This window comes from Devosia oryzisoli (genome assembly GCF_014837245.1).
Taxonomy (GTDB): domain Bacteria; phylum Pseudomonadota; class Alphaproteobacteria; order Rhizobiales; family Devosiaceae; genus Devosia; species Devosia oryzisoli.
On the sequence record NZ_JACYFU010000001.1, the window covers coordinates 1,077,749 to 1,100,276 of the forward strand.

Annotated in this window: 22 protein-coding genes and 3 tRNA genes; 12 read left to right on the top strand and 13 right to left on the bottom strand. The window is 61.1% G+C overall.

The annotated features are described in order from the left end of the window. Positions 1-2: 2 nt before the first annotated feature. From IC608_RS05405 to IC608_RS05415, 3 genes are all read right to left on the bottom strand, one after another. The gene (locus IC608_RS05405; RefSeq protein ID WP_191773308.1) at positions 3-929 is read right to left on the bottom strand and encodes a carbohydrate ABC transporter permease; all 927 of its coding nucleotides are present in this window, start codon (positions 927-929) and stop codon (positions 3-5) included. Beyond that, positions 926-1,867: a carbohydrate ABC transporter permease gene (locus IC608_RS05410; protein ID WP_191773310.1), complete on the bottom strand. Its 942-nt coding sequence runs from the start codon at positions 1,865-1,867 to the stop codon at positions 926-928. Before IC608_RS05410 ends, IC608_RS05405 begins: the two co-directional genes overlap by 4 nt. 95 nt (positions 1,868-1,962) lie before the next feature. Then, on the bottom strand, positions 1,963-3,204 hold the full coding sequence (locus IC608_RS05415; RefSeq protein ID WP_191773312.1) for an ABC transporter substrate-binding protein: 1,242 nt from the start codon (positions 3,202-3,204) through the stop codon (positions 1,963-1,965). Between the two features lie 227 nt (positions 3,205-3,431). Between IC608_RS05415 and IC608_RS05420 the strand changes: the two genes are divergently transcribed. The 3 genes from IC608_RS05420 (at position 3,432) to IC608_RS05430 (ending at position 5,480) form a co-directional block, all read left to right on the top strand. Then, complete coding sequence (locus tag IC608_RS05420; protein WP_345890836.1) at positions 3,432-4,496, top strand: LacI family DNA-binding transcriptional regulator; 1,065 nt, start codon at positions 3,432-3,434, stop codon at positions 4,494-4,496. A 48-nt stretch (positions 4,497-4,544) separates the two neighbouring features. Further along, positions 4,545-4,621 (top strand) — tRNA-Arg (locus IC608_RS05425). 157 nt (positions 4,622-4,778) lie between these two features. Beyond that, a complete protein-coding gene (locus tag IC608_RS05430; RefSeq protein WP_345890853.1) occupies positions 4,779-5,480 on the top strand; it encodes an HAD family hydrolase in 702 nt (233 codons plus the stop codon). A gap of 8 nt (positions 5,481-5,488) precedes the next feature. On the opposite strand, the gene IC608_RS05435 is transcribed toward IC608_RS05430, so the two are convergent. Beyond that, on the bottom strand, positions 5,489-5,923 hold the full coding sequence (locus tag IC608_RS05435; RefSeq protein WP_191773318.1) for an ArsR/SmtB family transcription factor: 435 nt from the start codon (positions 5,921-5,923) through the stop codon (positions 5,489-5,491). 169 nt (positions 5,924-6,092) lie between these two features. Between IC608_RS05435 and trhA the strand changes: the two genes are divergently transcribed. After that, on the top strand, positions 6,093-6,782 hold the full coding sequence (trhA, locus tag IC608_RS05440) for a PAQR family membrane homeostasis protein TrhA (protein WP_191773320.1): 690 nt from the start codon (positions 6,093-6,095) through the stop codon (positions 6,780-6,782). A 1-nt stretch (position 6,783) separates the two neighbouring features. Here trhA and IC608_RS05445 read toward each other — a convergent pair whose 3' ends face one another. Both IC608_RS05445 and IC608_RS05450 read right to left on the bottom strand, forming a co-directional pair. Next, entirely contained in the window at positions 6,784-7,221 is a 438-nt protein-coding gene (locus tag IC608_RS05445) for a DUF192 domain-containing protein (RefSeq protein ID WP_345890837.1), read from the bottom strand. 64 nt (positions 7,222-7,285) lie between these two features. After that, complete coding sequence (locus tag IC608_RS05450) at positions 7,286-7,900, bottom strand: cold-shock protein (protein ID WP_191773322.1); 615 nt, start codon at positions 7,898-7,900, stop codon at positions 7,286-7,288. Between the two features lie 179 nt (positions 7,901-8,079). Here IC608_RS05450 and IC608_RS05455 point away from each other — a divergent pair, with 179 nt between their 5' ends. From IC608_RS05455 to IC608_RS05485, 7 genes are all read left to right on the top strand, one after another. Further along, positions 8,080-8,496 carry a VOC family protein gene (locus IC608_RS05455; protein WP_191773324.1) on the top strand — a complete coding sequence of 139 codons (417 nt, stop codon included), beginning with the start codon at positions 8,080-8,082 and terminating at the stop codon, positions 8,494-8,496. A 135-nt stretch (positions 8,497-8,631) separates the two neighbouring features. Further along, a complete protein-coding gene (locus IC608_RS05460; protein ID WP_191773326.1) occupies positions 8,632-9,105 on the top strand; it encodes a YcbK family protein in 474 nt (157 codons plus the stop codon). A gap of 75 nt (positions 9,106-9,180) precedes the next feature. Beyond that, positions 9,181-9,255: transfer RNA gene (locus IC608_RS05465), tRNA-Glu, on the top strand. A gap of 53 nt (positions 9,256-9,308) precedes the next feature. After that, a tRNA-Glu gene (locus IC608_RS05470) sits at positions 9,309-9,383 on the top strand. Between the two features lie 156 nt (positions 9,384-9,539). Further along, positions 9,540-10,136 (top strand): sigma-70 family RNA polymerase sigma factor, encoded by a 597-nt coding sequence (locus IC608_RS05475; protein WP_191773328.1) that lies wholly within the window; start codon positions 9,540-9,542, stop codon positions 10,134-10,136. Continuing rightward, positions 10,133-10,783: a ChrR family anti-sigma-E factor gene (locus tag IC608_RS05480; protein WP_191773329.1), complete on the top strand. Its 651-nt coding sequence runs from the start codon at positions 10,133-10,135 to the stop codon at positions 10,781-10,783. Before IC608_RS05475 ends, IC608_RS05480 begins: the two co-directional genes overlap by 4 nt. A 2-nt stretch (positions 10,784-10,785) precedes the next feature. Beyond that, complete coding sequence (locus IC608_RS05485; protein ID WP_191773330.1) at positions 10,786-11,544, top strand: SDR family NAD(P)-dependent oxidoreductase; 759 nt, start codon at positions 10,786-10,788, stop codon at positions 11,542-11,544. A 23-nt stretch (positions 11,545-11,567) separates the two neighbouring features. Here IC608_RS05485 and IC608_RS05490 read toward each other — a convergent pair whose 3' ends face one another. The 7 genes from IC608_RS05490 to IC608_RS05520 all read right to left on the bottom strand — a co-directional run bounded on the left by IC608_RS05490 (position 11,568) and on the right by IC608_RS05520 (position 20,783). Then, positions 11,568-12,803 carry an SAM-dependent methyltransferase gene (locus IC608_RS05490; protein WP_191773331.1) on the bottom strand — a complete coding sequence of 412 codons (1,236 nt, stop codon included), beginning with the start codon at positions 12,801-12,803 and terminating at the stop codon, positions 11,568-11,570. A 17-nt stretch (positions 12,804-12,820) separates the two neighbouring features. Continuing rightward, positions 12,821-13,609, bottom strand: coding sequence for a DUF1365 family protein (locus IC608_RS05495; protein WP_191773332.1), 789 nt, complete (start codon positions 13,607-13,609; stop codon positions 12,821-12,823). Further along, positions 13,594-14,928 carry an NAD(P)/FAD-dependent oxidoreductase gene (locus IC608_RS05500; RefSeq protein WP_191773333.1) on the bottom strand — a complete coding sequence of 445 codons (1,335 nt, stop codon included), beginning with the start codon at positions 14,926-14,928 and terminating at the stop codon, positions 13,594-13,596. The genes IC608_RS05495 and IC608_RS05500 overlap by 16 nt, the downstream gene beginning before the upstream one ends. Positions 14,929-15,012: 84 nt before the next feature. Then, the gene (gene recJ, locus IC608_RS05505) at positions 15,013-16,800 is read right to left on the bottom strand and encodes a single-stranded-DNA-specific exonuclease RecJ (RefSeq protein ID WP_191773335.1); all 1,788 of its coding nucleotides are present in this window, start codon (positions 16,798-16,800) and stop codon (positions 15,013-15,015) included. A 48-nt stretch (positions 16,801-16,848) separates the two neighbouring features. Continuing rightward, positions 16,849-17,835, bottom strand: coding sequence for a class II fructose-bisphosphatase (gene glpX / locus IC608_RS05510; RefSeq protein WP_191773337.1), 987 nt, complete (start codon positions 17,833-17,835; stop codon positions 16,849-16,851). Between the two features lie 29 nt (positions 17,836-17,864). Continuing rightward, on the bottom strand, positions 17,865-19,205 hold the full coding sequence (locus IC608_RS05515; protein ID WP_248306246.1) for a homoserine dehydrogenase: 1,341 nt from the start codon (positions 19,203-19,205) through the stop codon (positions 17,865-17,867). A 366-nt stretch (positions 19,206-19,571) separates the two neighbouring features. Then, the gene (locus IC608_RS05520; protein ID WP_191773812.1) at positions 19,572-20,783 is read right to left on the bottom strand and encodes an LL-diaminopimelate aminotransferase; all 1,212 of its coding nucleotides are present in this window, start codon (positions 20,781-20,783) and stop codon (positions 19,572-19,574) included. A gap of 407 nt (positions 20,784-21,190) precedes the next feature. On the opposite strand from IC608_RS05520, the gene IC608_RS05525 reads away from it, so the two are divergent. Further along, entirely contained in the window at positions 21,191-22,480 is a 1,290-nt protein-coding gene (locus IC608_RS05525) for a glycosyltransferase (protein ID WP_191773339.1), read from the top strand. Positions 22,481-22,528 lie beyond the last annotated feature (48 nt).

The following is a 22,528-nucleotide window of genomic DNA, read 5'->3' on the forward strand; positions in this document are numbered from 1 at the left end:
GATTATCCCTTCACGGCGCCGGCGGCGACGCCGCGGACAAACAGCTTGCCGGAGACAAAGTAGATGATGAGGGGCACGAGGCCCGTCAGCACGGTTGCGGCCATGTTGACGTTGTACTCGGGCGTCCCCTGCGCGGAGTTGACGATGTTGTTGAGTTGCACGGTCATCGGGTAGTTTTGCGTGCCGGCGAAGACGACGCCGAACAGGAAGTCGTTCCAGATGCCCGTCACCTGCAGGATCAGCGCCACCACGAAGATCGGCAGCGACATGGGCAGCATGATCTCGAAGAAGATGCGCCAGAACCCTGCCCCATCGACACGCGCGGCCTTGAACAGCTCGACCGGGAGCGAGGCGAAGTAGTTGCGGAAGATCAGCGTCAGGAGCGGCATGCCGAAGATGGTGTGCACGACGATGACTGCCTGCAGCGTGCCGAAGATGCCCAGTTCGCGGGTGATGATCACCAGCGGGTAGAGAAACACCTGATAGGGCACGAACGAGCCGAAGATCAGGATGGCGAAGAACACTTCCGAGCCCTTGAAGCGCCAGTTGACCAGTGCGTAGCCGTTCACCGCCGCAATGAAGATCGAGATGATCGTGCTCGGGATGGTGATCTTGACCGAATTCCAAAACCCGGGTGCGAGCCCTTCGCAGGTCAGGCCCGTGCAGGCGCTGGTCCAGGCTTTGATCCAGGCGTCGAATGTCACCTGCGAAGGCAGAGCGAAGATGTTGCCGAAGCGGATTTCCGGCATCGTCTTGAAGGACGTTACCACCATCACGTAGAGCGGAAACAGGAAGTAGAGGGAGAAGAACACCAGCGTGGTGTAGATGATGATCCGCTTGGGCGTGAAGAACGGCTTGGGGCGCGGACCGCTGGGCTCGGTGGTGGCAGTGGCGGGCGCAGTGCCGGTCATGGTTGCTGTCTGGCTCATGCGCGGCGACCCTTTCCACCGAATTCGAGATAAGCCCACGGGATCATGATGATCAGCACGGTGACCAGCATCATGGTGGCGGCGGCGAGGCCCTGCCCGATATTGCCGCCGGAGAACATGTAGTTGTAGACGTACTTGGCTGGCACTTCCGAGGAGATGCCCGGGCCGCCATTGGTCAGCGCGACCACGAGGTCATAGAGGCGCACGATGCCGGACCCGATCAGTACCACGGCAGTCACCAGCACGCCGCGCATCATCGGAAGCACGATGGAAATATAGGTGCGCCAGGTGGGAATGCCGTCAACCCGTGCCGCCTTCCAGATTTCCTCGTCCACGCCACGCAGGCCCGCGAGCATCAGCACCATGCAGAAGCCGACGCCCTGCCAGAGGCCGGCGATCAGCAGCGCAAACAGCACCATGCGCGGATTGGCGATCCAGTCGAAGGTAAAATTGGTCCAGCCCAGGTTGCGCATCGTGCCCTGCAGGCCCAGCGTGGGGTTCATGATCCACTGCCAGACTAGCCCCGTCACGATGAACGAGAGGGCGAACGGATAGAGCATGATGGTGCGGAAGGCGCTCTCGAGCCGGATCTTCTGGTCCATCAGCACGGCAAGCAGGAACCCGATGCCGAGCGTGAACACCAGCGACATCACCCCGTAGGTGATGAGGTTGGTCACCGACACGTTCCAGCGGGAGGTCGAGAACAGGCGCTCGTACTGGTCGAAGCCGACGAACTTGCCGGTCGGCAGCAGGCGCGAATTGGTGAACGAGTAATAAACGGTCCAGATCGTGCAGCCGACAAAGACGACCAGCACGGCTGCCATCATGGGGATGGCCGCGATCTTGGCGGGCAGATTGTGAAGCAAGGTTCTTTTGAGGAAGCCCGGCCTGCCGGTGTCCGCGGCGCCCTCCCTCGTGGCAACGGCAGTGTCCGCCATCATGTCTCTCCATAAGATAGTGGTCGACCTTGTCGTTCAAGGCCGACCACCGCGTTTCAGAGACGGGGCCTTAGCCCCATCCAGGCAGCCTGCAATCAGTCAGCCGACTCGATGATCGAGGCATAGCGCTCGATGTAGTCGTCGACGGTGATGCTGTCGTCGTCGAGGAACTCGGTGTTGAGGTCCTGGAGCTGCTGCTGGGTGTCGCTGGAGAGGGCGAAGTCACCGGAGGGCAGCAGGCCCTTGTCGAGGAAGGTCAGCGCCTTTTTCATGCAGGCGTTGGCACCCGACAGGTCGATGTCGGTGCGGATCGGCATCGAGCCCTTCTTGAGGTTAAAGGCGAGCTGAGCCTCCGGCGATATCACGGTCTTGGCCAGTGCTGTCTGGGCGTCGATCACAGCCTGGTCCGTGCCTTCCGGGAGGACGGGGAAGTAGAACGAGTCGCCGCCACCGCTCAGCTGATCGCCGAGACCGAGAGCGGGCAGACATTCGTAATCTTCGCCGGGAACGCCGCCAGCCACCTGGAGGTCGGCCTGCAGCCAGTCGCCGTGAATGTTGCCGGCAGCGGTGCCTTCGAGCAACTGCGTGCCAACGTCACCGAAGGTCGGGACCATGGTCTCGGGCGAAACCACCTGGCGGAGCGAGTCGAGCGCTTCGGCAACCTTGCGGAACTCGGGACCACGAACGGCCTCAGCGTCCTTGTCACGATTGATCGCGAGTACGAGGTCCGAGCCGCCGATACCGGCCATCAGGACGCCCGGAATGCCCGAGAACGGCCAGCCGGTGGCGAGGCCGAACGGCAAGATGCCGGCTTCCTGCAGCGCAGGCCAGGAGGCGACGTACTCGTTCCAATCCTTGGGAACGGGCTGGCCGATTTTTTCGTAGGCCTTGGTGGATAGCCACAGCCAGTCCCACGAGTGGATATTCACCGGGAAGCAGTAGATCTTGCCGTCATACGTGCAAGGGTCGAGCAGCGACGCGTCGACGTAGAAATCCTTTACGCCCAGTTCGTCGGCGATCGGGGTCAGGTCGCGGATCAGGCCCGCCTGGATGAGTTCCTCGGCGTCACGGCCGGTGTTCATCTGCGTGGCACCCATCGGGTCGCCGCCGATGATGCGGCTGATGATGACGGGGTTGGCGCCGGTACCGGAGCCGGCCAGGGCACTATCCACCCAGTGGTTGCCGGTTTCTTCTTCGAACACGCGAGCAAATTCGGCCACGGCAGCAGCTTCACCGGCCGACGTCCACCAATGGGTGACTTCAAGGTCGGCTGCGAAAACGGATGTGGAGCCAAGGAGAGCGGTTGCCATCGCGGCAACCACTGCGAACTTCTTCATAGGTTGTCCTCCCAACGAACACGAGGGGCTTATACACCCCAACGAACCGTCAATCTCCCTTCTGGATGTCTTGTCCGGCGAGGGAGCCGACGGCATGTAATCGATTGCATTACCAGCTTGGCAAAGTTCTGCAATCGATTTAAGGAGTTTCATACACGTCCTGCGGGCCTGTCAAGGTTGATTTGGGCGCTTTGCTGAACTGACGGCGAGGGGAGGCGCTGGCAGCTGTGGCACCAGGGCAAAAATTGCCGACTATTCAGGATGTTGCGCGTGAGGCAGGAGTGTCTACGGCGACGGTGAGCCGTGCACTGTCGCAGCCACAGCGGGTCAGCGAGAATACTCGAGCGCGCGTTTCCAAAGCGGTCGATGTAACCGGTTACACGATGAACCAGGCCGCCCGTTCGCTGCGTCAACGCGTGGCGCGAACAGTGCTTGTTGCGCTTCCTGATATCCGCAATCCCTTTTTCTCCTCGATACTTGACGCCGTGGAGCGAGAGGCGGCGCGTCGCGGATACGGCATTCTGGTAGCCAATCTCTACTTTGGACACGAAACCGTCTGGCGATTGCAGGACCTGCTGCTATCCAACCGTGCCGATGGTCTCCTCCTGCTGGATGGGTCAGTTAACCCCAATCATTTGCGCCTTCTCACTGACGGACCGGTCTCCATCCCCGTTGTTCTGGCCTGCGAGGAGGTTCCGCACCTCAACTACCATAAAGTTCTCACCGACAACGCCGTGTCGGCAGAGCGGGCCACCCGGCACCTCATCGATCTGGGCCACCTCGACATTGGGCACATCATGGGCCCCGAGCACAACTCGGCCGCGCAGGACCGGCTCACAGGTTTCACCCGCGCACTCTCCGCCGCCCATCTCCCGGTTAATCCCAACTGGCTTTTCCGGGGCAATTTCGAAATGGAAAGCGGCTTCGCGGCGGCCGCGCGATTCATGGCACTGGAGCACCGGCCCACGGCCATATTCGCGGCCAATGACGAATCGGCAATTGGGCTTCTTTCAGGTCTGCGGCAACACGGCCTTGCCTGCCCACAGGATATCTCCGTCGTCGGGTTCGACGATCTGGAGGTTGCGCCGCACTACTGGCCGCCGCTCACTACAATCCGGCAGCCGCGAGAGACGCTGGGTCGAATGGCTGCCGAGACTCTGATTGATCTGATAGAAGGGGAGCACCGTGCGACGACGCCCCTCCGGATCGTGCTGAGCTCTGAACTCATCGTGCGCGGCAGCACCGCGAGGCTCTCCTCCGCCCTCTCAAGCGCGGTCCAAAGCGCCATTTAGACCTCGGGCATTTTCTTTGCGACAAAATGCGGTAAAGGAAGGGCCAGCGGTCCCGTAGCTCAGCTGGATAGAGCAGCAGCCTTCTAAGCTGTTGGTCACAGGTTCGAATCCTGTCGGGATCGCCAGTTTCTCTTCCGCCTTGCTCCGGCAGATTCACCGCACGGGCTCGTACCTCCAGCACATGTCAGTCGCTACGGGTTGTCTCGACGCAGAAAATGAGTCACCCTGCGCCCCTACCATTGGGGGGCAAGTCCACTGGCTGAACTAGCGACACGACCCACCATCGTTCTCTTCGACCTCGATGGAACGTTGGTGCATCACGTGAACCCGCGCGTCTTGCAGGCACTGGAGTTTCTTGATGACTGCTCGCACCGCACCGGCCGGCTAGCCGCCCGCTTCCGTTTGGCGAGGCGGCAGTGTCTGACGGCCGAAAAAAAGGCGCCAAAGCTGCTAGTGCACCGCGCGATCCACCGCGTTCGACGCAAATCGGTGGAGGACATTCTGGTGCCCTGCGCGACCATGCAAAACGTCCTTGAGCGCCTGCGGGACAATGGTGTGGCAATGGGCGTCGTCAGCAACGGCCTAGGGCGCGGTTACGGCCATGAGGTGCTCGAGGCGTTCGATCTCCAGAAGTTCTTCGCCACCTGTGTGTTCCGGGAAGACGTAGTACGGGGCAAGCCTTGGCCCGATTCGATCTTGGCAGCCGTCAACCAGATCCGGCGGATGCCGCGCCGGAACGACGAAATCTGGTACATCGGCGATCAGCGCAAGGACATTCGCGCCGTACAGGCTGCTTCGGCTGCCTTGGGCGTTACCATCCGTCCGTTCGCCCTCGGCGCGCGCGCTGCGCTGGCGGCGGTAGAAGCTCGTCTACACCCGGCCCAGATCATGTTGACGCCCGGCGACTTCGAAAGGGCCGTCAACGCAGCGTTTCGTCCGCTTTCTGAGGAAGCAGAGTTACCCCTGCTGGGCTCCCTACCCTAGTTGCAGCCCTAGAAATCAAAGCCCATCTGATTGGCGGATGGCGCCGGACGATGAGAAGCAAGCCCCGACGTCTTGCCACCCCCACTCTTCACCTTATTCTCGAGCTTGCTCTTTGCTGTCGACTTGGCCTTGGGCGGCGGTGGTTCCAATTTGCTTTGAACTGCCTGCTTCGAGGCAAAGGAACTGATCCAGTCCGTCGCCTGGTCCAACCGTCCAGTGCGGAAAGTGTATAGGTTCTCCCGGCCCTTCTTCACCTCAGCAACCAGACCGGCGGTCTTGAGGACCCGCAGGTGACGCGAGATGGCGGGACGGCTGATAGCGAAAGCATCGGCGAGACTATGTACAGGCACGGGTCCCGACGACAGGATCTCCAGAATGCGGCAGCGCGTTGCATCAGACAGTGCTGAATAGATGGCGAGCGGGGGTGTTGCCTTGCGAGTCATGCCCTGACTTAGAGTAACGCCAACGTTACCCGTCAAGCGAGCCTTGGCCCCTACAAGCTATTGTTCACCAGGTATTTTCGGCAGCTGTTTACGCTGCCCTAAGATGGCACTTTTCGGGCGGCAAAGCAGTTACCTTCAAAGCGCATCCTTGCGGCTAAGAGGAGACAGCATGACTAGCGTTGACGACGCTTTGCACATTCGCCAAGCCAACGCCGACCGACGGCTATACAGCTCCGCCGAGTTGATCGTGGACGGCGCGGTGCACGTCGTTGGGCTTGTGATCGCGCTGGCTGCAGGCTCTGCCCTTCTGGCGCTGGCCTTGCTCGAAACTGCACCCCACGCTTTTCCGGCGCTGCTAATTTACGTTCTGACGCTGTTGGCCGTTCTTTCAGCGTCGCTCGCCTACAATTTGTGGCCGCGAACACCGATGCGGCACTTGCTCGCGCGCTTCGATCAAGCGGCTATATTTCTCTTCATTGCTGGAACCTACACGCCGTTCCTCGCTGTGTTGGGCGGCACCCCGACGACATGGACCCTTGGCACATTTGTTTGGGGAGCGTCGCTAGTAGGCGTTGCGCTTAAACTGATCGTGCCGGAGCGATTTGGTCGCTTGGCGATAGTGCTGTATCTGGCGATCGGCTGGAGTGGAGTACTGGTGTTCCACGCATTGGCGTCTGCTCTACCGGCGTCAACGCTGTGGCTGCTCGTCGCCGGCGGCGTTACCTACTCGACCGGTATCGTCTTCCATCTGTGGGAAAAGCTGAAGTTCCAGAATGCGCTCTGGCACGTGTTCGTGGTGGCGGGCGCCAGCCTTCACCTCTGCGCCGTGATGGACTGCATGGTGCTGACCCGCCTCTAGACTATTTTTCGTTCGAAATGCGCTCGTGCTCGATCCTGTCACCCGCGACAAGGCCGATCTCCTTCGACCGGCCGCCGTTGATTTCCAAGACGAACTGGACCGGGCCGTCGGACGGAATCGAAGTCGGGTCCCGAGGGCGGGCATTAACGTGGACGTTGCGCACCACGCCATCGGCGCCGATGAACACCATATCAAGCGGAATGAACGTGTTCTGCATCCAGAATGAAACCGGTCGCTCCTGCTTGAAGTCAAACAGCATTCCGGCATCCTCTGCCAGCTCTTGTCGATACATCAGGCCCTTTGCGCGGCCCTCAGGCGTGTCCACAACTTCAACCGTGAACGTGTGGTCGCCGGTAGCGGTATGAACCACAAGACGGGATTCGTCGCTGCACGCCGCAAGCGGCAAACTGGCCAACATGGCAACGCCGAGGGCGGCCACTGAGCGCGGAAGCCTACCGGATCGGACACTCGAGCATAGACGAAGGAACAAGACTGCGGTCTCCCTAGTGCGACGAGGGAGCTTCGCCCCATCCATCGGGACGAATTTCAGCGACCATCAAACCCTTTGGACCCTGGCCGTAGCGCACGAGAACGTACTGCCCCGGCCGCAACTCCGTAATACCGAACCGGCGGAGCGTTTCCATGTGGACGAAAACATCCGGCGTCCCCTCGCCAGCAGACAAGAACCCGAAGCCACGTATGCGGTTGAACCACTTCACTTCCAGCCGAACCATTCCCGACGTTGGCTCGACACTGACATGGGTCCGCGGAGCCGGCATCTGCGAGGGATGACGCGCAGTCGATTCGTCCATGGAGACGATACGAAACGCCTGCAGCCCCCCCGGACGGTTCAAGGCCTCGACAACTATCCGGGCGCCCTCATAGGCAGTCTGATAGCCGTCGCGCCGCAAACAGGTTACGTGGAGTAGCACGTCGGCCATTCCATTGTCGGGAATGATAAAGCCAAAGCCCTTACCGGCGTCGAACCACTTGATGGTCCCAGAGACCTCGATTGTGTCGAGTTCCGAAACGCGAGACCCATTAGCGGCGCCATTTTGATCCTCATCCGTGCGCAAAGCTGCGCCGGATTCGTCCTCGCCGTTGACCTTGACCCCCATGATCCCAACGCCTTTTCACACTCGCCCGCCGCCGCGGGTACTCCACAAGACAAAATCAGTCTGGCCGATTCAACGGCAAAAGTTAAGAAGATGTTCAGAAATAGTTGCCCCGCCGCAAAGCCGCCGCGTTGCTCTTGCGCGAAGGGACTGTTAGCCATGCCGCACCACAGGAGGAAAGCATGAAATATCTGCACACCATGGTCCGCGTCACCAATGTCGAGGAAAGCCTCCGCTTCTACTGCGAAGGGCTGGGCCTCGAGGAAGTGCGCCGCAGCGAAAACGAAAAAGGGCGCTATACCCTGATCTTCCTTCGCGCCCCGGGCGATCAGGGCGGAGAGGTGGAGCTGACGTTCAACTGGGACCCGGAACCCTACAGTGGGGGCCGAAATTTCGGACATCTGGCCTATCGGGTGGACGACATCTACAAGCTATGCCAGCACCTGCAGGACATGGGCGTCACCATCAACCGTCCACCGCGAGACGGTCACATGGCCTTCGTCCGCTCCCCCGACGGAATCTCGGTCGAGCTCATCCAGGACGGGACGCTGCCCCCTCAGGAGCCGTGGGCGTCCATGCCGAACACCGGAAGCTGGTAACCCAGCCTGAAGCTTAGGGTTTCGCTAACCGTGCCAATTAGCAGGAGGTTAGCGAGACTCCTCTAATTTTAGCGACTGTCTTCACCCACCCATTGCCTGTTGCGCCATAGCCACAGTAGCCACGGGACCAGTCGCATGCCTCTCCTCCGCTCGATCACCGCCCTCGCCTTTACGGGGCTTTCACTCACCGCTTGCGTGCCAATGGCCATGTTCGCAAGCAGTAGTGGAACTGGCTACTCTGGACTGCGCACCGACTGGGGCACGTTCGTGAGCTCGAAGTCGGTCAACGCTTTTTGCCTGTCGCCCAAGCTGCGGTTCCTGATCTGGGATATCGAGGGGCACTTCGGCAAGAAGGTCGTCATGAATTCGGGCTATCGAGACGGCCTGCACAACGCCGCGGCGGGCGGCGCGGACAATTCCTTTCATACCAAGTGCATGGCGTCGGATATCTACATCCCCGGCGTGCCGAAGGAGCGGCTCATTGCCTATGCGATGAACAATGATGGGGTCGGCGGGTTAGGCTGCTATCCCGGTCGCCAGTTCATACACGTGGACGTCCGCGATCGACCGCGGGGCTACAGACGGCCAGTGACCTTCTCAGGCTGTTGAAAAAGTGCACGGCATGCGGCCGAACGGGGTTGCACATCCCGGCAAGCCAAACTATACGACGCCCATCGCGCTCAGGCGCCCTTCGTCTATCGGTTAGGACGGCACCCTTTCACGGTGCAGAGAGGGGTTCGATTCCCCTAGGGCGTACCACTCCTCTTGCTGGGCAAGGTGGAGACCGGTACACTGAAGTGCCTTTTGACTGTGCGCCCATCGTCTAGCGGTCAGGACGACGCCCTCTCACGGCGTAAACAGGGGTTCGATTCCCCTTGGGCGTACCACCTTCACACTGAAATCCTTCATGTTGTGCTGCAGAGCGCCGGGCAGTGCGGACGCTCGGAACTTCCTGCAACCGCGGTTCGAGCACCTCATGGAAATTCGGGTGATCTGGGCGCCACCTTTGCTCCGTATAACCTCTGTTAGATATGGAGCCGACAATGTATTCGATTGTCATGGCAGACTCTTCTTCAGGGCGCGGCGCGCCCCACCAAATGGATGACGCGACAACCTTGTTGGCCCGCGTAGCCCAAGCTCGGGACCGAATGGCACTTGCCGCCCTGTTCGGCCAACTCGGGCCCAAGGTTAAGTCAATGATGCTCAAGCTGGGCGCCAATGACTCCCTGGCCGAGGATCTGGTGCAGGAAACCTTCCTTTCGGTGTGGCGCAAGGCGCATCTTTATTCACCGGAGCGCGGGGCCGTGAGCACCTGGATCTTCACCATCGCGCGCAACCTGCGAATCGATCAGGTACGCCGTCAGTCGAACCGGCCTTACGAGGATCTGGAGACGGTGATGCTGGAGAGCGACGTTCCGTCAGGAGCCGTTGTGGTGGAGCAGAAAGAGGTGATCCAGCGCGTTACGGCTGCGTTGAAGTCATTGTCGCCCGAGCAGCAGGAAGTGGTGCGGCTGAATTATCTGCACGACATGCCTCACGCCGAAATTGCCGAGACGATCGGCATCCCCCTCGGCACTGTAAAATCACGCCTCAGACTGGCCTATGAACGACTCCGGCCGATGCTGGAGGATTTGCAATGACGATCAATCACCACCCTGACATCTCGACGCTGATGGCGTTCACTGCCGGAACGCTCGAAGAACCGTTTGCTACCGTTATCGCCACGCATCTCGCCATGTCCGAAGCCGGGAGGATCACAGTCCGGCACATGGAGACGATCGGCGGTGCGCTGCTTGAGGATGAGCCGGATGCGGCCATGTCCGCGGCGGCGACGGATCGCCTGCTCGCAGCGCTTGACGGTGCGTCCGAGGAGCCCGCGCTTCCGGCGATGGCTGAGAATGCCGACATTCCCACGCCTCTGCGACCTTATCTGCCCCAGGGACTGGAGGGGGTGAAATGGAAATGGAACGGACCTGGGGTAGCCACGGCTGATCTGGCGAGGGGTCGCGACGGCAGGTCGAGGCTTATGTTGCTGCGCGTGGCCGGCGGTCGCCGGGTTCCTGAGCACAGTCACGGAGGCCAAGAACTGACGCTGATCCTGCAGGGCGCCTATCGCGACCGGTTCGGCGTATTTGCGCGCGGCGATATCGCCGATCACGACGAGGATGTGGAGCACCAGCCGATCGCCGAACCAGGCCCTGATTGCATTTGCCTCGTTGCGGTGGACGCGAAGCTCAGCTTCCGCGGCCGGCTTATGCAGGCCCTGCAGCCTCTCTTCGGAATCTGAACATGCAGCCTGGTGTTGCCTGGATCATCGGCGGCGGTTCAGGCATCGGCGCCGCAGTGGCCAGGCTTCTCGCTGACCGGGGTTGGACAGTTGCGATCTCCGGACGCCGGATGGAGAAGCTGCAGGAAGTCGCGGGAAAACATTCGTCAATCCACCCGTTCCCGATGGACGTCACGGATGAGAAGGCGGTCAACGCAACCAGCCAGCGGATCGTCAGCGAGTTGCGGCGGATCGACCTGTTCCTGTTCAGTGCCGCCGCGTGGGAGCCCATGACAGTCGGGAACTACGACCTGGGGCAGTTCCGGACCGTGGTCGACACCAACTATCTTGGCGTCATTCGCTGCGCCAATGCCGTCCAGCCACAGATGGAGAAACAGGGCAGTGGCCATTTTGCCGTCGTCGCATCGGTGGCGGGCTACTTCGGGTTGCCTCGTTCAGCCGCCTACTCGTCGACCAAAGCGGCGTTGATCAACCTGCTTGAGACGATGCGGACGGAAGTGGCGCCGCGCGGCATCGTGGTTCGCATGATCGCCCCGGGTTTTGTAAAGTCCGAACTCACAGCGAAGAACGACTTTCCCATGCCGTTCCTCATGGAAACGGACGACGCTGCCCATCGCATCGTGGATGGGCTCACGGAATCCGACCGGTTTGAGATCGCGTTTCCGAAGCGCATGGTCTGGTTGATGAAAACGGTACGGGCGTTGCCTTACCCGATTTTCTTCTGGCTTACGTCGAAGATGCTGCCGAAGCAGGAAAATTAGCTTCTAGCCCAAGGTATCTACCGTCAGGCAGGCCGCCGGTATTGGTAGATCCCGACGTCAATCGAGCCCTCCGTGAAGCCTGCTTCGCAATAGCTCAGGTAGTAGATCCACTTGCGCTTGAAGTGTTCATCGTAGCCGAGCGGCGCAATCATGGGCCACCGCTCGAGGAACCGTTCGCGCCAGAGTTTCAGCGTTTTGGCGTAGCTGAGACGGAAGGTTTCCACGTTCTCCAATACCAGGCCATTTTTCTCACCGAACTCCCGCATCACGGTCTTGGTGAGCAGCATCCCGCCGGGGAAAATGTAGCGCTGGATGAAATCGGGGCCGCTGCGATATCCGTCGAAGTCGGACTCGTCGATGGTTATGGCCTGGATAGCCGCGGTGCCACCGGGCTTGAGGCGGTCGTGCAGTGTCTGAAAATAGCTGGGCCAATTGTCCTCGCCGACTGCTTCGATCATCTCGATGGACCCGATATGGTCGAACTGACCCTGGGTGTGGCGATAATCTTCAAACACCAGCTTCGCGTACTGATCGAGGCCTTGCCGCTTAAGGCGCTCCAGGCCAAACTTCAGTTGCTCTGCCGAAAGCGTGATACCGCGCAGATTGGCCTTATACTCACGAGCCACGGTTTCGGCAAAGCCGCCCCATCCGCAGCCAATTTCCAGGACTGATGACCCTTCGGTGATGCCAGCCATATCCGCAACACGGCGATACTTCGCCCGCTGTGCCTCTTCCAGACTCTGGTCCCCGGAGGTGAACACCGCCGATGAATACGTCATGGATGGGTCCAGCCACTGACCATAGAAGTCATTGCCCAGATCATAGTGCTCGGCAATGTTCTTCTTCGAGCCCTCCAGGGTGTTGCGGCGGGACAGATGGTAGTGAAGATCAGAGGCAGCGCGACGAAAGAAGCCGAGATTGGCTCGCTGCAACGTTTCTCGATTCTGCAGAAAGAAACGGAACAACGCCGTCAGATCATCAACCTCGATGTCGCCGTTCATGTAGGCAGAGGCGAAGCCAACGGTACCGCGTTGCATCGCCTCATTGAGAACCTTGAAATTGTTGAGACGTAGCACGGCGTGCTCCCCGGTGGTGGGGTTGCCGATTGTCCGCGTGCGGCCGTTGGGCAGGACGACCGTTACCGCGCCGTGCGGTGGGTTGCCGACCAGGGCGCTGCCGATGCGGTCAACGAGCCACGACGCCAAACGCGTCCAAGAAGACACACCTGCGTGGGTCTGATCTACGGCAGTCTTTGTCATAGAGCCAACTGGTCCAACTATCGGGGTAGATGGCGACTGACCTTGGGGCCTCGCCGAAGTTTCAAGGTTGGCGGCACCCCCTTCAACCAGAGCAGTAACGCCTCCCAGTGGATGCCCGCCACTACTTTAGCGGTCAAAAAGGGATATGCAAGCAGCAGCTTGACGAGAGTGTGATCGGTGAGCCCGCGCTTCTGACCCCGGAAATAGGCGGAGAGCAGACCACCTTCGCCTGTGCTCAATGTGATGCCCAAAAAGACTTCCTCTGCCGGCGGACGGATGGAGAACCGGTACTCGCCTTCGAGAGTATTGAAGGGGGAGACATAGAAGGCTTTCGGGCTCGCATGGCGCAATGTCTGATCGCTATCGGGCGATACAGGCGCGCAGTAGAAGTGATGCTCGCCAAACGTGTTGGACACCTCATGGACGAGAAACCGGACCACCCCGTCCGCGTCCTCGCAAAAATAGACGGTAATCGGGTTGAACGCGAAGCCGAAGATGCGCGGATAGGCCAACATCCGCACACGGGTGACGTCGGAGATGCCCGCTGCCCGCGCTTTCCGGCGAATGAACGCGCCGATACTGGAACCGTCCCGCGGTCCAAAATCCTTCACATACAGCGAAACAAGATTGAACCGGTTCAAGGAGAAGAGCCGCAATTGCTCATGTAGCGAATCAAGTTGGTCGACATCCACCAACATTGAAAACACGCGGTAGCGCAGCGCGTGCCGTTTGGGTCGCACTCGCTTGTGTACGACCTCCCCGACATAAAACGCACCGACAGATTGCGCTTCTACTCCGCGGCCCACAGGTGCTGTTCTCCCTCCATCCAATTATGCGCGATGCGACCGCGCGCATCGACAACGGACCAGGGCCGCTCAATCGGCCCAAGTCTTTCCGCCACCTCCAACCCGGCCTGGAGCCCATCTTCATGAAATCCATAGCCCATCCAGGCACCGGCGAACCAGGTGCGGTTGGTCCCCTGAATCTGCCACAACTCACTCTGGGCGGCGATAGCTCGAGCATCAAATAGCGGGTGCTCGTAATCAACGGAGGCGTGCACTTTGGCGGGATCGATCTGCCGGTGCGGGTTGAGCGTGACGAAAAGATGTTGCCGGGACGGCAACGGCTGCAAGCGGTTCATCCAGTAGGTCAGGCTCAGCCCGGCGTCGCCCGCACCCCGCCTGAGATAGTTCCAAGACGACCAAAGATGCTTTCGTCGCGGCATAAAGCGATGATCGCTATGCAGGACAGCACGATTGGGCGTGAAGCGGAATGCGGATAGTACGTTTCTTTCGCTTTCGGAGGCGTCGCCCAGAAGCCGCAATGCCTGATCTGCGTGGCAGGCCAGGATCACCTGGTCGAAATGCTGGCGCGAACCATCTTCCTGATACACCTCTACGCCCTGCGCGTGCCGATGCACCGCCGTCAGATTGGCATCAGTCACAACGGTCATGGCGCCGTCTCGCAGGACGGCATCCACATAGTTGCGCGCTCCACCCCTTACGGTCCGCCACACGGGACGACCGCCGACCTGAAGCAGTGAGTGGTTGGAGAAGAACTTGATGAACGTCCGAGCCGGGAAGTCCAACATCCCTCGCGAGGGCGTCGACCAGATGGCTGCGGACATCGGAAGGATGTGATCTTCGATGAAGGCGCGCGAGTACCCCTGCTGCGCAAGGAAATCGCCGATCGATACCTCCGGCGAACAGGAGTCGATCTGCCGTTCCGCCTCGCGGAAAAACCGCATGATGTCCTTGACCAGGGTCCAGTGCTCGAGCCTGACGATGTTGCGGCGCTGGCCGAAGAGCCCAGCCAGATGGCGGCCGGAATACTCCATGCGGCCTTCATCCACAGATACCGCGAAGCTCATGCAGGAAGGCGTCGTCTCCACGCCGAGATGCTCAAAGAAAGCGGTAAGGTTGGGGTAGTTCTTCTCGTTGTAGACGATAAAGCCCGTGTCCACCGGCACCCGGCCGTCGGGCATATCGACTGTCACCGTGTTGGTGTGACCGCCGACGCGGCCAGCCTTTTCGAACAGAGTAACCTTGTGCGTCTTCGACAAAAGCCATGCTGCCGAAAGTCCAGAAATTCCTGAACCGATAACGGCGATGCTGGAGGCTGTCATGGTATGGTCGTACTCCGCTTGATTTAGGCTTGTACGAGGCCAGGTACGGAACAGATCAGGTTGATGTTTCGCCGCTTTTCGCCGTCAGCGAGAGGGACGGGCGAGGTCGGAGAGGCGAAATTGCACCTGCTCTCTCCCTTGGTAATGATCCAAGCTGAGGCCGCCGGCAAAGTGCAGTGGCTGATCGGCTTCGCGCATCAGCACGTCCCCTAAGGGCGTTCCGGCGGCCCTGAAGGCAATTGCCTTGATACGCGCCCCGTCGTCCGACGCCAGGCTGAAGCTGATATGGTTCTTGCCTACGATCTGAGGGAATCGAGCGCGGTGCATTGGGAAAGCGAAAACAGGGGTGGCATTGCCCGAGCCGTACGGACCGGCCTTCTCGATTTGATGGAGAAGCTCCACATTCGCACCGCGCGCCGTAATGGCTGCGTCTATCTTGAGAGCCGTAACGGCGCGAGCTGCCGTTACCTGGTCGGCCAAGGCCTCCCAAAGGAAGGCACGGAAGGCGCCCAGGTCTCCGGGCTTCAGACTCGCGCCCGCGGCCATTGCATGCCCGCCGCCCTTGGGTATTAGCCCGGCCTCGACGGCCTCTATGACGGCGCGTCCAAGGTCAACGCCCGGAATCGAGCGACCCGAGCCAGTGCCCGTGCCGTCTGGGTGAAGCGCAATGGCAAAGCTGGGACGCTCGAACCGCTCCTTGAGCCGGGCAGCGACGAGACCAACAATGCCTGGATGCCAATTTGCAGAGGCGAGCACCAGCACCGGAGGCCCCTCCCCACCGCCGATCTCAGCTTCCGCCACGGCGCAGGCCTCCTCCACCGCCTCGACCTCGATGCGCTGGCGCTCCCCGTTGAGCTCATCCAGTTGGGCGGCGATCACCATGGCCTGGTGCTCATCATCGAGCGTGAGAAGTCGGGTTCCGAGGGCCGCGTCGCCGATGCGCCCGCCGGCGTTGATACGGGGGCCTATCAGAAAGCCGAGGTGGTAAGGATTGATGGGGCCATTGATGCGCGCGGCCAAGCTCAGCGCCGAAAGGCCTGGTTTCCTGCCCTGACGCGCCACCTCGAGTCCCCGAACCACGAAGGCACGATTGAGGCCTGCAAGGGGAACCACATCGCAGACAGTGGCGAGAGCCACGAGATCAAGAAGAGCCATGAGGTCTGGCAGTCCGGTGTCGCCGCGCAACCTGAGCGCTCGATTAACGGCCACGAGTACCATGAAGGTGACCCCTGCAGCGCACAGATAGCCGAGACCGGAAATGTCGTCGGGTCGGTTGGGATTGACCAGCGCGGAGGCTGGAGGCAGGTCATGGTCTGACAGGTGGTGGTCGATCACCAGAACATCGACGCCTCGCGCCCGAGCGTGGGCGATCGGACCGTCACTGGTGGTGCCGCAATCGAGCGTGATGACGAGGCTGGCGCCGTTGTCGATCAGCTTGTCCATGGCGCCCACGTTCGGTCCATATCCTTCGAAGATTCGGTCGGGGATATAGACTTCCGGTTCAATGCCAAAATGGCGCAGGAAACGGACCATAAGGGCGCAGGAGCAGGCACCGTCGACGTCATAGTCACCAAACAGGGCGACCTGCTCACTGTCGGCGATGCCTTTAGCGAGTCGCTCCGACAGCTTGTCCATATCTGTGAGTGTCGACGGGTCGGGCATGAGCGTGCGGATCGTCGGCTCCAGCCAGGTTGCCGCATCCTCCAGCGTGACCCCTCGACCCGCCATGATCCGTGCAAGAATGTCCGGCACACCCGAGCGTTGGCTGATCGCTGTCGCGTTGCGTGCGGCCGCTCCGTCGAGACGATCGGTCCAGGACCGCCCGGTTGCGGAGCGGCTGACGTCGAGGAACGGGCGCGGCTGTTCAGGCATGAGCCAGCGTTATGAGATTTGGCCAGATCAAGGAAGCCCCTGCCAGCGTTATCGAGCGTGACGGGCGCGAATCCAGCGCACGGTCTGGCTCCACGAGCGCATGACGATGGTGCTGGTTTCCACGGTCGTCCGGCGGAGTTTCACGCCCTCTAGCAGGGTTCCGTCGGTCACCCCCGTCGCCGCGAACAGGACGTCGCCCGAGGCGAGATCGGAGAGAGCATATATGCGATTGGGGTCAGTGATCCCCATCTCCTGCGCGCGCGATCGCTTGGCCGGCGTATCGAGGATCAGCTTGCCCTGCATGTGCCCACCGATGCAGCGCAACGCGGCCGCAGCGAGCACACCTTCAGGCGCGCCGCCCGAACCAAGATAGATGTCGACGCCGGTATCCGCGGTGTTCACGGCGTGAATGACGCCTGCGATGTCGCCGTCGCTCAGGAGTTTCACCGCCACGCCCGCTGTCCGCAATTCCTCGATCAGGCCAGCGTGCCGCGGCCTGTCGAGGACAATGGCGGTGATCTCGGATAGCGGAACGCCTTTCGCCTTGGCCAAGGCCTGCACGTTTTCTGTCGCGGACCATTCGACATGGACGGTCTCGGCCGAGTACTCGGCCCCGATGGCGATCTTGTGCATGTAGACGTTGCGAGCGACATTCAGGAGGCGGCCGCGTTCGGCCATGGCCAGTACGACGATCGAGTCAGGCTGGTTCTTGGCGCAAAGGGTTACGCCTTCGAGGGGGTCGACGGCGATATCGACCTCAGGCCCCTGCCCCGTGCCAACGCTCTGACCGACAAAGAGGTCATCGCACTCGAATTCTTCGCCTTCACCAATGACGATACGGCCATTGATGCCGACGCGGGCCAGTTCGCGCATCATCATCTGAACTGCAGCGCCATCCGCGGCCTGTTCGTTGCCCTTGCCGCGCCACTGCGCGGCGGCGATGGCCGCGCTTTCGGTCACGCGCACCATCTCAAGCGTCAACGTGCGATGCAGATTAGCCGGTGTCTTCTCCGTCTCGATCTTGCTGAGCCTCATGGTCCCTCGCGGGCTGCACCCCAATGGGGCTACAGCGTTTCGATACGGATCAGTTGCGGCTCTCCGACAATGAAGCCGTCCGCCGCAATCTGCCCTAGCGCGTCCCGCACCGCCGATTCCAGAGTGCGCTGCGTGATCATCACCACGGTGCGGGTCGGCGATCCATCCGGCGCCACCGCTTTCGCACCTAAATCCGACCGCTGGATGACAGAATCAATGGAAATGGCCTTTTCGCCCATACGCGTCGCGATGGCAGCAAGGGCGCCGGGCACGTCCTTGGCACTGAGGCGGATGTAATATCCGCCCTCATGCGCGCGGGCAGGCGCTTCATGATAGGGTAGAAGCTCCTCGCTCGGGACGCCCAGCGGCGGGACGCGCGTGCCTCGCGCGATATCCAGGATGTCTGACAGGACGGACGACGCTGTCGGGGGACCCCCGGCGCCCGGTCCCGCAAGCAGGAGTTCATGCACGTGATCAGTCTCTAGGGCGACCGCGTTCATCACTCCATCTACCCCGGCGATGGCGCTGCCTTTGGGGACAAAGGTCGGATGCACACGCTGCTCGATCCCGTTCTCGGTGCGCTCGGCAATGCCCAGAAGCTTGATCTTGTACCCGAGTTCGGCGGCAACCTGGATGTCATGCTGGCTGATCGTGGAAATGCCTTCCACCCGCATGCGATCGGTTGCGATTTCGTAGCCGAAGCAAAGGGTCGCAAGGATGGCGAGCTTGTGCGCTGTGTCGAAGCCTTCAACATCGAAGGTGGGATCGGCTTCGGCATAGCCCAAAGCCTGAGCGTCCTTGAGGCAATCCCCAAAGGAAATGCCCTCATTGCCCATCCGGGTGAGGATATAGTTGCAGGTGCCGTTCATGATGCCGAACACCCTAGCGATACGGGCGGAACCTAGTCCTTCGCGCAAGGTCTTGATGACGGGTATGCCGCCGGCCACGGCCGCTTCGAAACCCAATTGAGCGCCGGACTCTTCAGCCATACGCGCCAAGGTCAACCCATGCTTGGCTAGAAGCGCCTTGTTGGCCGTCACCACCGGCCGCCCCATTTCCAGGGCGGCCTTGACTGCCGCCAAGGCCGGGCCGTCTTCCCCGCCGATCAGTTCCACGAAGAGATCGATACCGTCCCATTTCGCCAGCGCTACCGGATCATCGAACCAGGCCAAGCCCGAGATATCAATGCCGCGGTCCCTTGAGCGCGATCGCGCTGCCACCGCTACGACCTCAAGCTGACGACCAAGCTTCTTCGTCAGCTCCGGAGCATCCTTTTGCAGGATGCGGACCAGCGTCGCGCCCACATTGCCCAAGCCGGCCACGCCGATCCGGAGCGGCGCCAACTGCTCGGTTTCACCGAATTCACCCATCGCCTTCAGAATGCGGGCGCGGGTCTCTGACCGGGGTTCACGGCCATCCCGGAGATCGAAGACAAACAGCGGATCACCGGCGACGATCCGGCCAAAGCGGGTCGGTGTCCAGCCTCGGCTGGCAATGAAGGATTCGACGGCTTGGCGGAAGGACTGGATATCGCTCATGATGAGGCGACATGTGCATAGGAATTTGCCTAGCCGTCAATAGGAGACGGTGGCCCTAAGCGCGGACCTTCAGAACTTTCCAGGTCTGCCGGCCGCTTCGCCTTGAGCATCGAAGCGACCAAGGATGCGGACGCTTGTTTAAGCGACCGCAATTCCCGAGTGGACAGCGATACAAGCGCTGGTGTGGTCCCGCGGCAATCAGGCCTTGAGCGGCACGACGTTGCCCTGTCCGGCCTTCGCGCCCAACAGCTTCTTGACGTTGCGGGCAGCCTGACGGATGCGCTGCTCGTTTTCGACGAACGCCAGCCGCACGTACTGGTCGCCATACTCGCCGAAGCCGACGCCCGGAGCCACAGCGACACCCGTTTCCTGGATCAGCAGCTTGGCAAACTCAAGAGACCCCAGGTGAGCGAACTGCGGCGGGATCGGCGCCCAGGCAAACATGGTTGCCTTGGGGACGGGGATGGTCCAGCCGGAGCGGCCGAAGCTTTCGACCATGACATCACGGCGGTACTTGTAGATATCCCGAACCTCCTGGATCACCTCGTCTGATCCGTTGAGAGCGGCCACTGCTGCAACCTGAATGGGCGTGAACGCACCATAGTCGAGGTAAGACTTGACGCGCGCCAATGCAGCAATCAGCCGTTCGTTGCCGACCGCAAATCCGACGCGCCAGCCGGGCATCGAGTAGGTCTTGGACATCGAAGTAAACTCGACGGCGACGTCCATAGCGCCTGGAACCTGGAGGATGGAAGGCGGCGGGGCGTCGTCGAAGAAGATTTCGGCATAGGCCAGGTCGGACAGAATGAAGATGCCGTTGGCCTTACAGTACTTGACGACCTCGGCGTAGAAATCGAGATCGGCAGTGTAGGCCGTGGGGTTGGCCGGGTAGTTGAGAACCAGCGCGATCGGCTTGGGAATCGAATGCCGCACAGCCCGATCGAGCGAACGCAGGAAATCCTCGTTCGGATCGGCAGGCATCGACCGCACCACGCCGCCCGACATGATGAAGCCGAACGAGTGGATCGGATAGGTCGGATTGGGCACCAACACCACATCGCCGGGCGCCGTGATTGCCTGCGCCATGTTGGCGAAGCCCTCCTTGGAGCCTAATGTCGCTACAACCTGCGTATCGGGGTTCAATTTCACGCCGAAGCGGCGGCCATAGTAGCTGGCCTGAGCCTTTCGAAGACCAGGGATGCCGCGCGAGGTGGAGTAGCGGTGCGTGCGGGGGTCCAGCACCGTCTCCTTGAGCTTGTTGACGATGTGCTCGGGCGTCGGCAGATCGGGGTTGCCCATGCCCAGGTCGATGATGTCCACGCCGTTGGCCCGCGCCCGTGCTTTGATCGGGTTGATGTGTTCGAACACATAGGGCGGCAGGCGGCGAATGCTGTGGAAGTCTTCGGTCATTTTCATCCTCAGGTCCTTGGCGGACCGGCAAAGGGCTGCGACGCGCTGGGTCTGGCTCACTGGAGAGGCCGATTATCGCAGAATTATGGTTCGGAACGGGTTAAGCCGCGCTGGCGGCGGAGAAGCGAGGTTTTCGGCTCTTCCCGGCCAGGACATGGCCGCGCGGGAAGAGCTATCGGGCCCTTGCCGCTGCGGCTGCCACGGTGATGCCGGCGAGCTGAGCTTCAAACCATGCAACAGTGAACGGAGACAGCATGTCTCTTGCCCTTGAGATTTGACTTCTGATACCACGTCACGACGTCGTCCACGCCTTTTTATGACCTCTGGCAGACCTTGTAAATGCCATCGCACCTTTACATCTATTCGGTGCTGGTGCGGGCCACGGGCAGGAAATCTCGGGTAGGTGCATGAGAAAACGCGTCGCGATCGCCACGATTGGTACCTCTGGCGATGTTCGTCCCTATCTCGCCCTCGCCAAGGAATTGCAGAACCACGGACATGACGTGGTGCTGGGCACCAACTCGGACTTCGAAGACCTGGTTCGCTCCTACGATGTCGAATTCCACAGCCTGGGCACCCGTATTCAGGACTGGCTCCAAGAGTCGCGGTTCGACAACGCCATCAGTGGCATGAAGCTGCACCACTTCCCGCAATTGCTGCGCGAGGGCCAGGCGCTGGTGGAGCGGGCGGCACGAAATGCCTGGGCGATGTCGCAGGGTGCCGATGCCATCGTGGTGAACATCAACACGAGCTTCGGCATCGACATCGCGGAAGCGCTGGACATCCCGGTCGTCATGACCGCAATGCAGCCGTTGAACCCAACGCGAGAGTTTCCGGTGTGCGCCTACGAGGTGCCCGACCTGGGGCCGACGTTCAACAAGCTCAGCTATATCGCAATGAACCTGCAGCAGGCTTATTACGACATGCCGCGCGACCGGCTGCGCAAAAACCTGATGGGCCTGCCGGCGCGCAAGCGCGGAGGCCTCTTCAAGGACAGTTACGGCAATACCATCCCGACCCTTTACAATTTTTCGGCGATCGTCTCACCGCGCCCGCGAGATTGGCCGCAGACCGCGGTTGTCACCGGGTTCTGGCATCTGGACGACAATAGCGGCTGGACGCCACCGCCGGAGCTGCAGGCGTTTCTTGATGCGGGCCCTCCGCCGGTCTATATCGGCTTTGGCTCCATGCCATTCGGAGCGGACCGCAACACGCAAATCCTGCGCTCTGCGCTGGAACAATGGGGTGGTCGCGCCATCGTTTCGCGCGGCTGGGGCGGCATCAATCCGGCCGATCTACCTGACACCGTGTTCGCAGTGACCGAGGCGCCACATGACAAGCTGTTCCCGCTGGTCTCGGCAGTCATCCACCATGGTGGTGCCGGCACAACTGCTGCCGGCCTCCGGGCCGGCAAGCCCACTTTCACGGTGCCGCAGGCTTATGACCAGCGCTATTGGGGTCGGCGTGTGCGCGCCCTGGGTTGCGGCCCTGCCCCGGTCCGGCTGCGCGCCCTGACCCCGGAAAAGCTCGCAAGCGCCCTGCACCAGCTCACAAGCAATCCCAACATGGCCGCCAATGCCAAGTCAATCGGCAAGGCATTGTCGGACGAACGGGGGCTCGAGACGGCGGTGGCCTTCATCGAAACCACGATCGATGGCGCCAAGGCGGGTGCCCGGCGCTTTTACAGCGCCAACTGAAGTCATGACGTCAGGTCGCGACTGCGGTCGCACGTGATCCACTGCGCA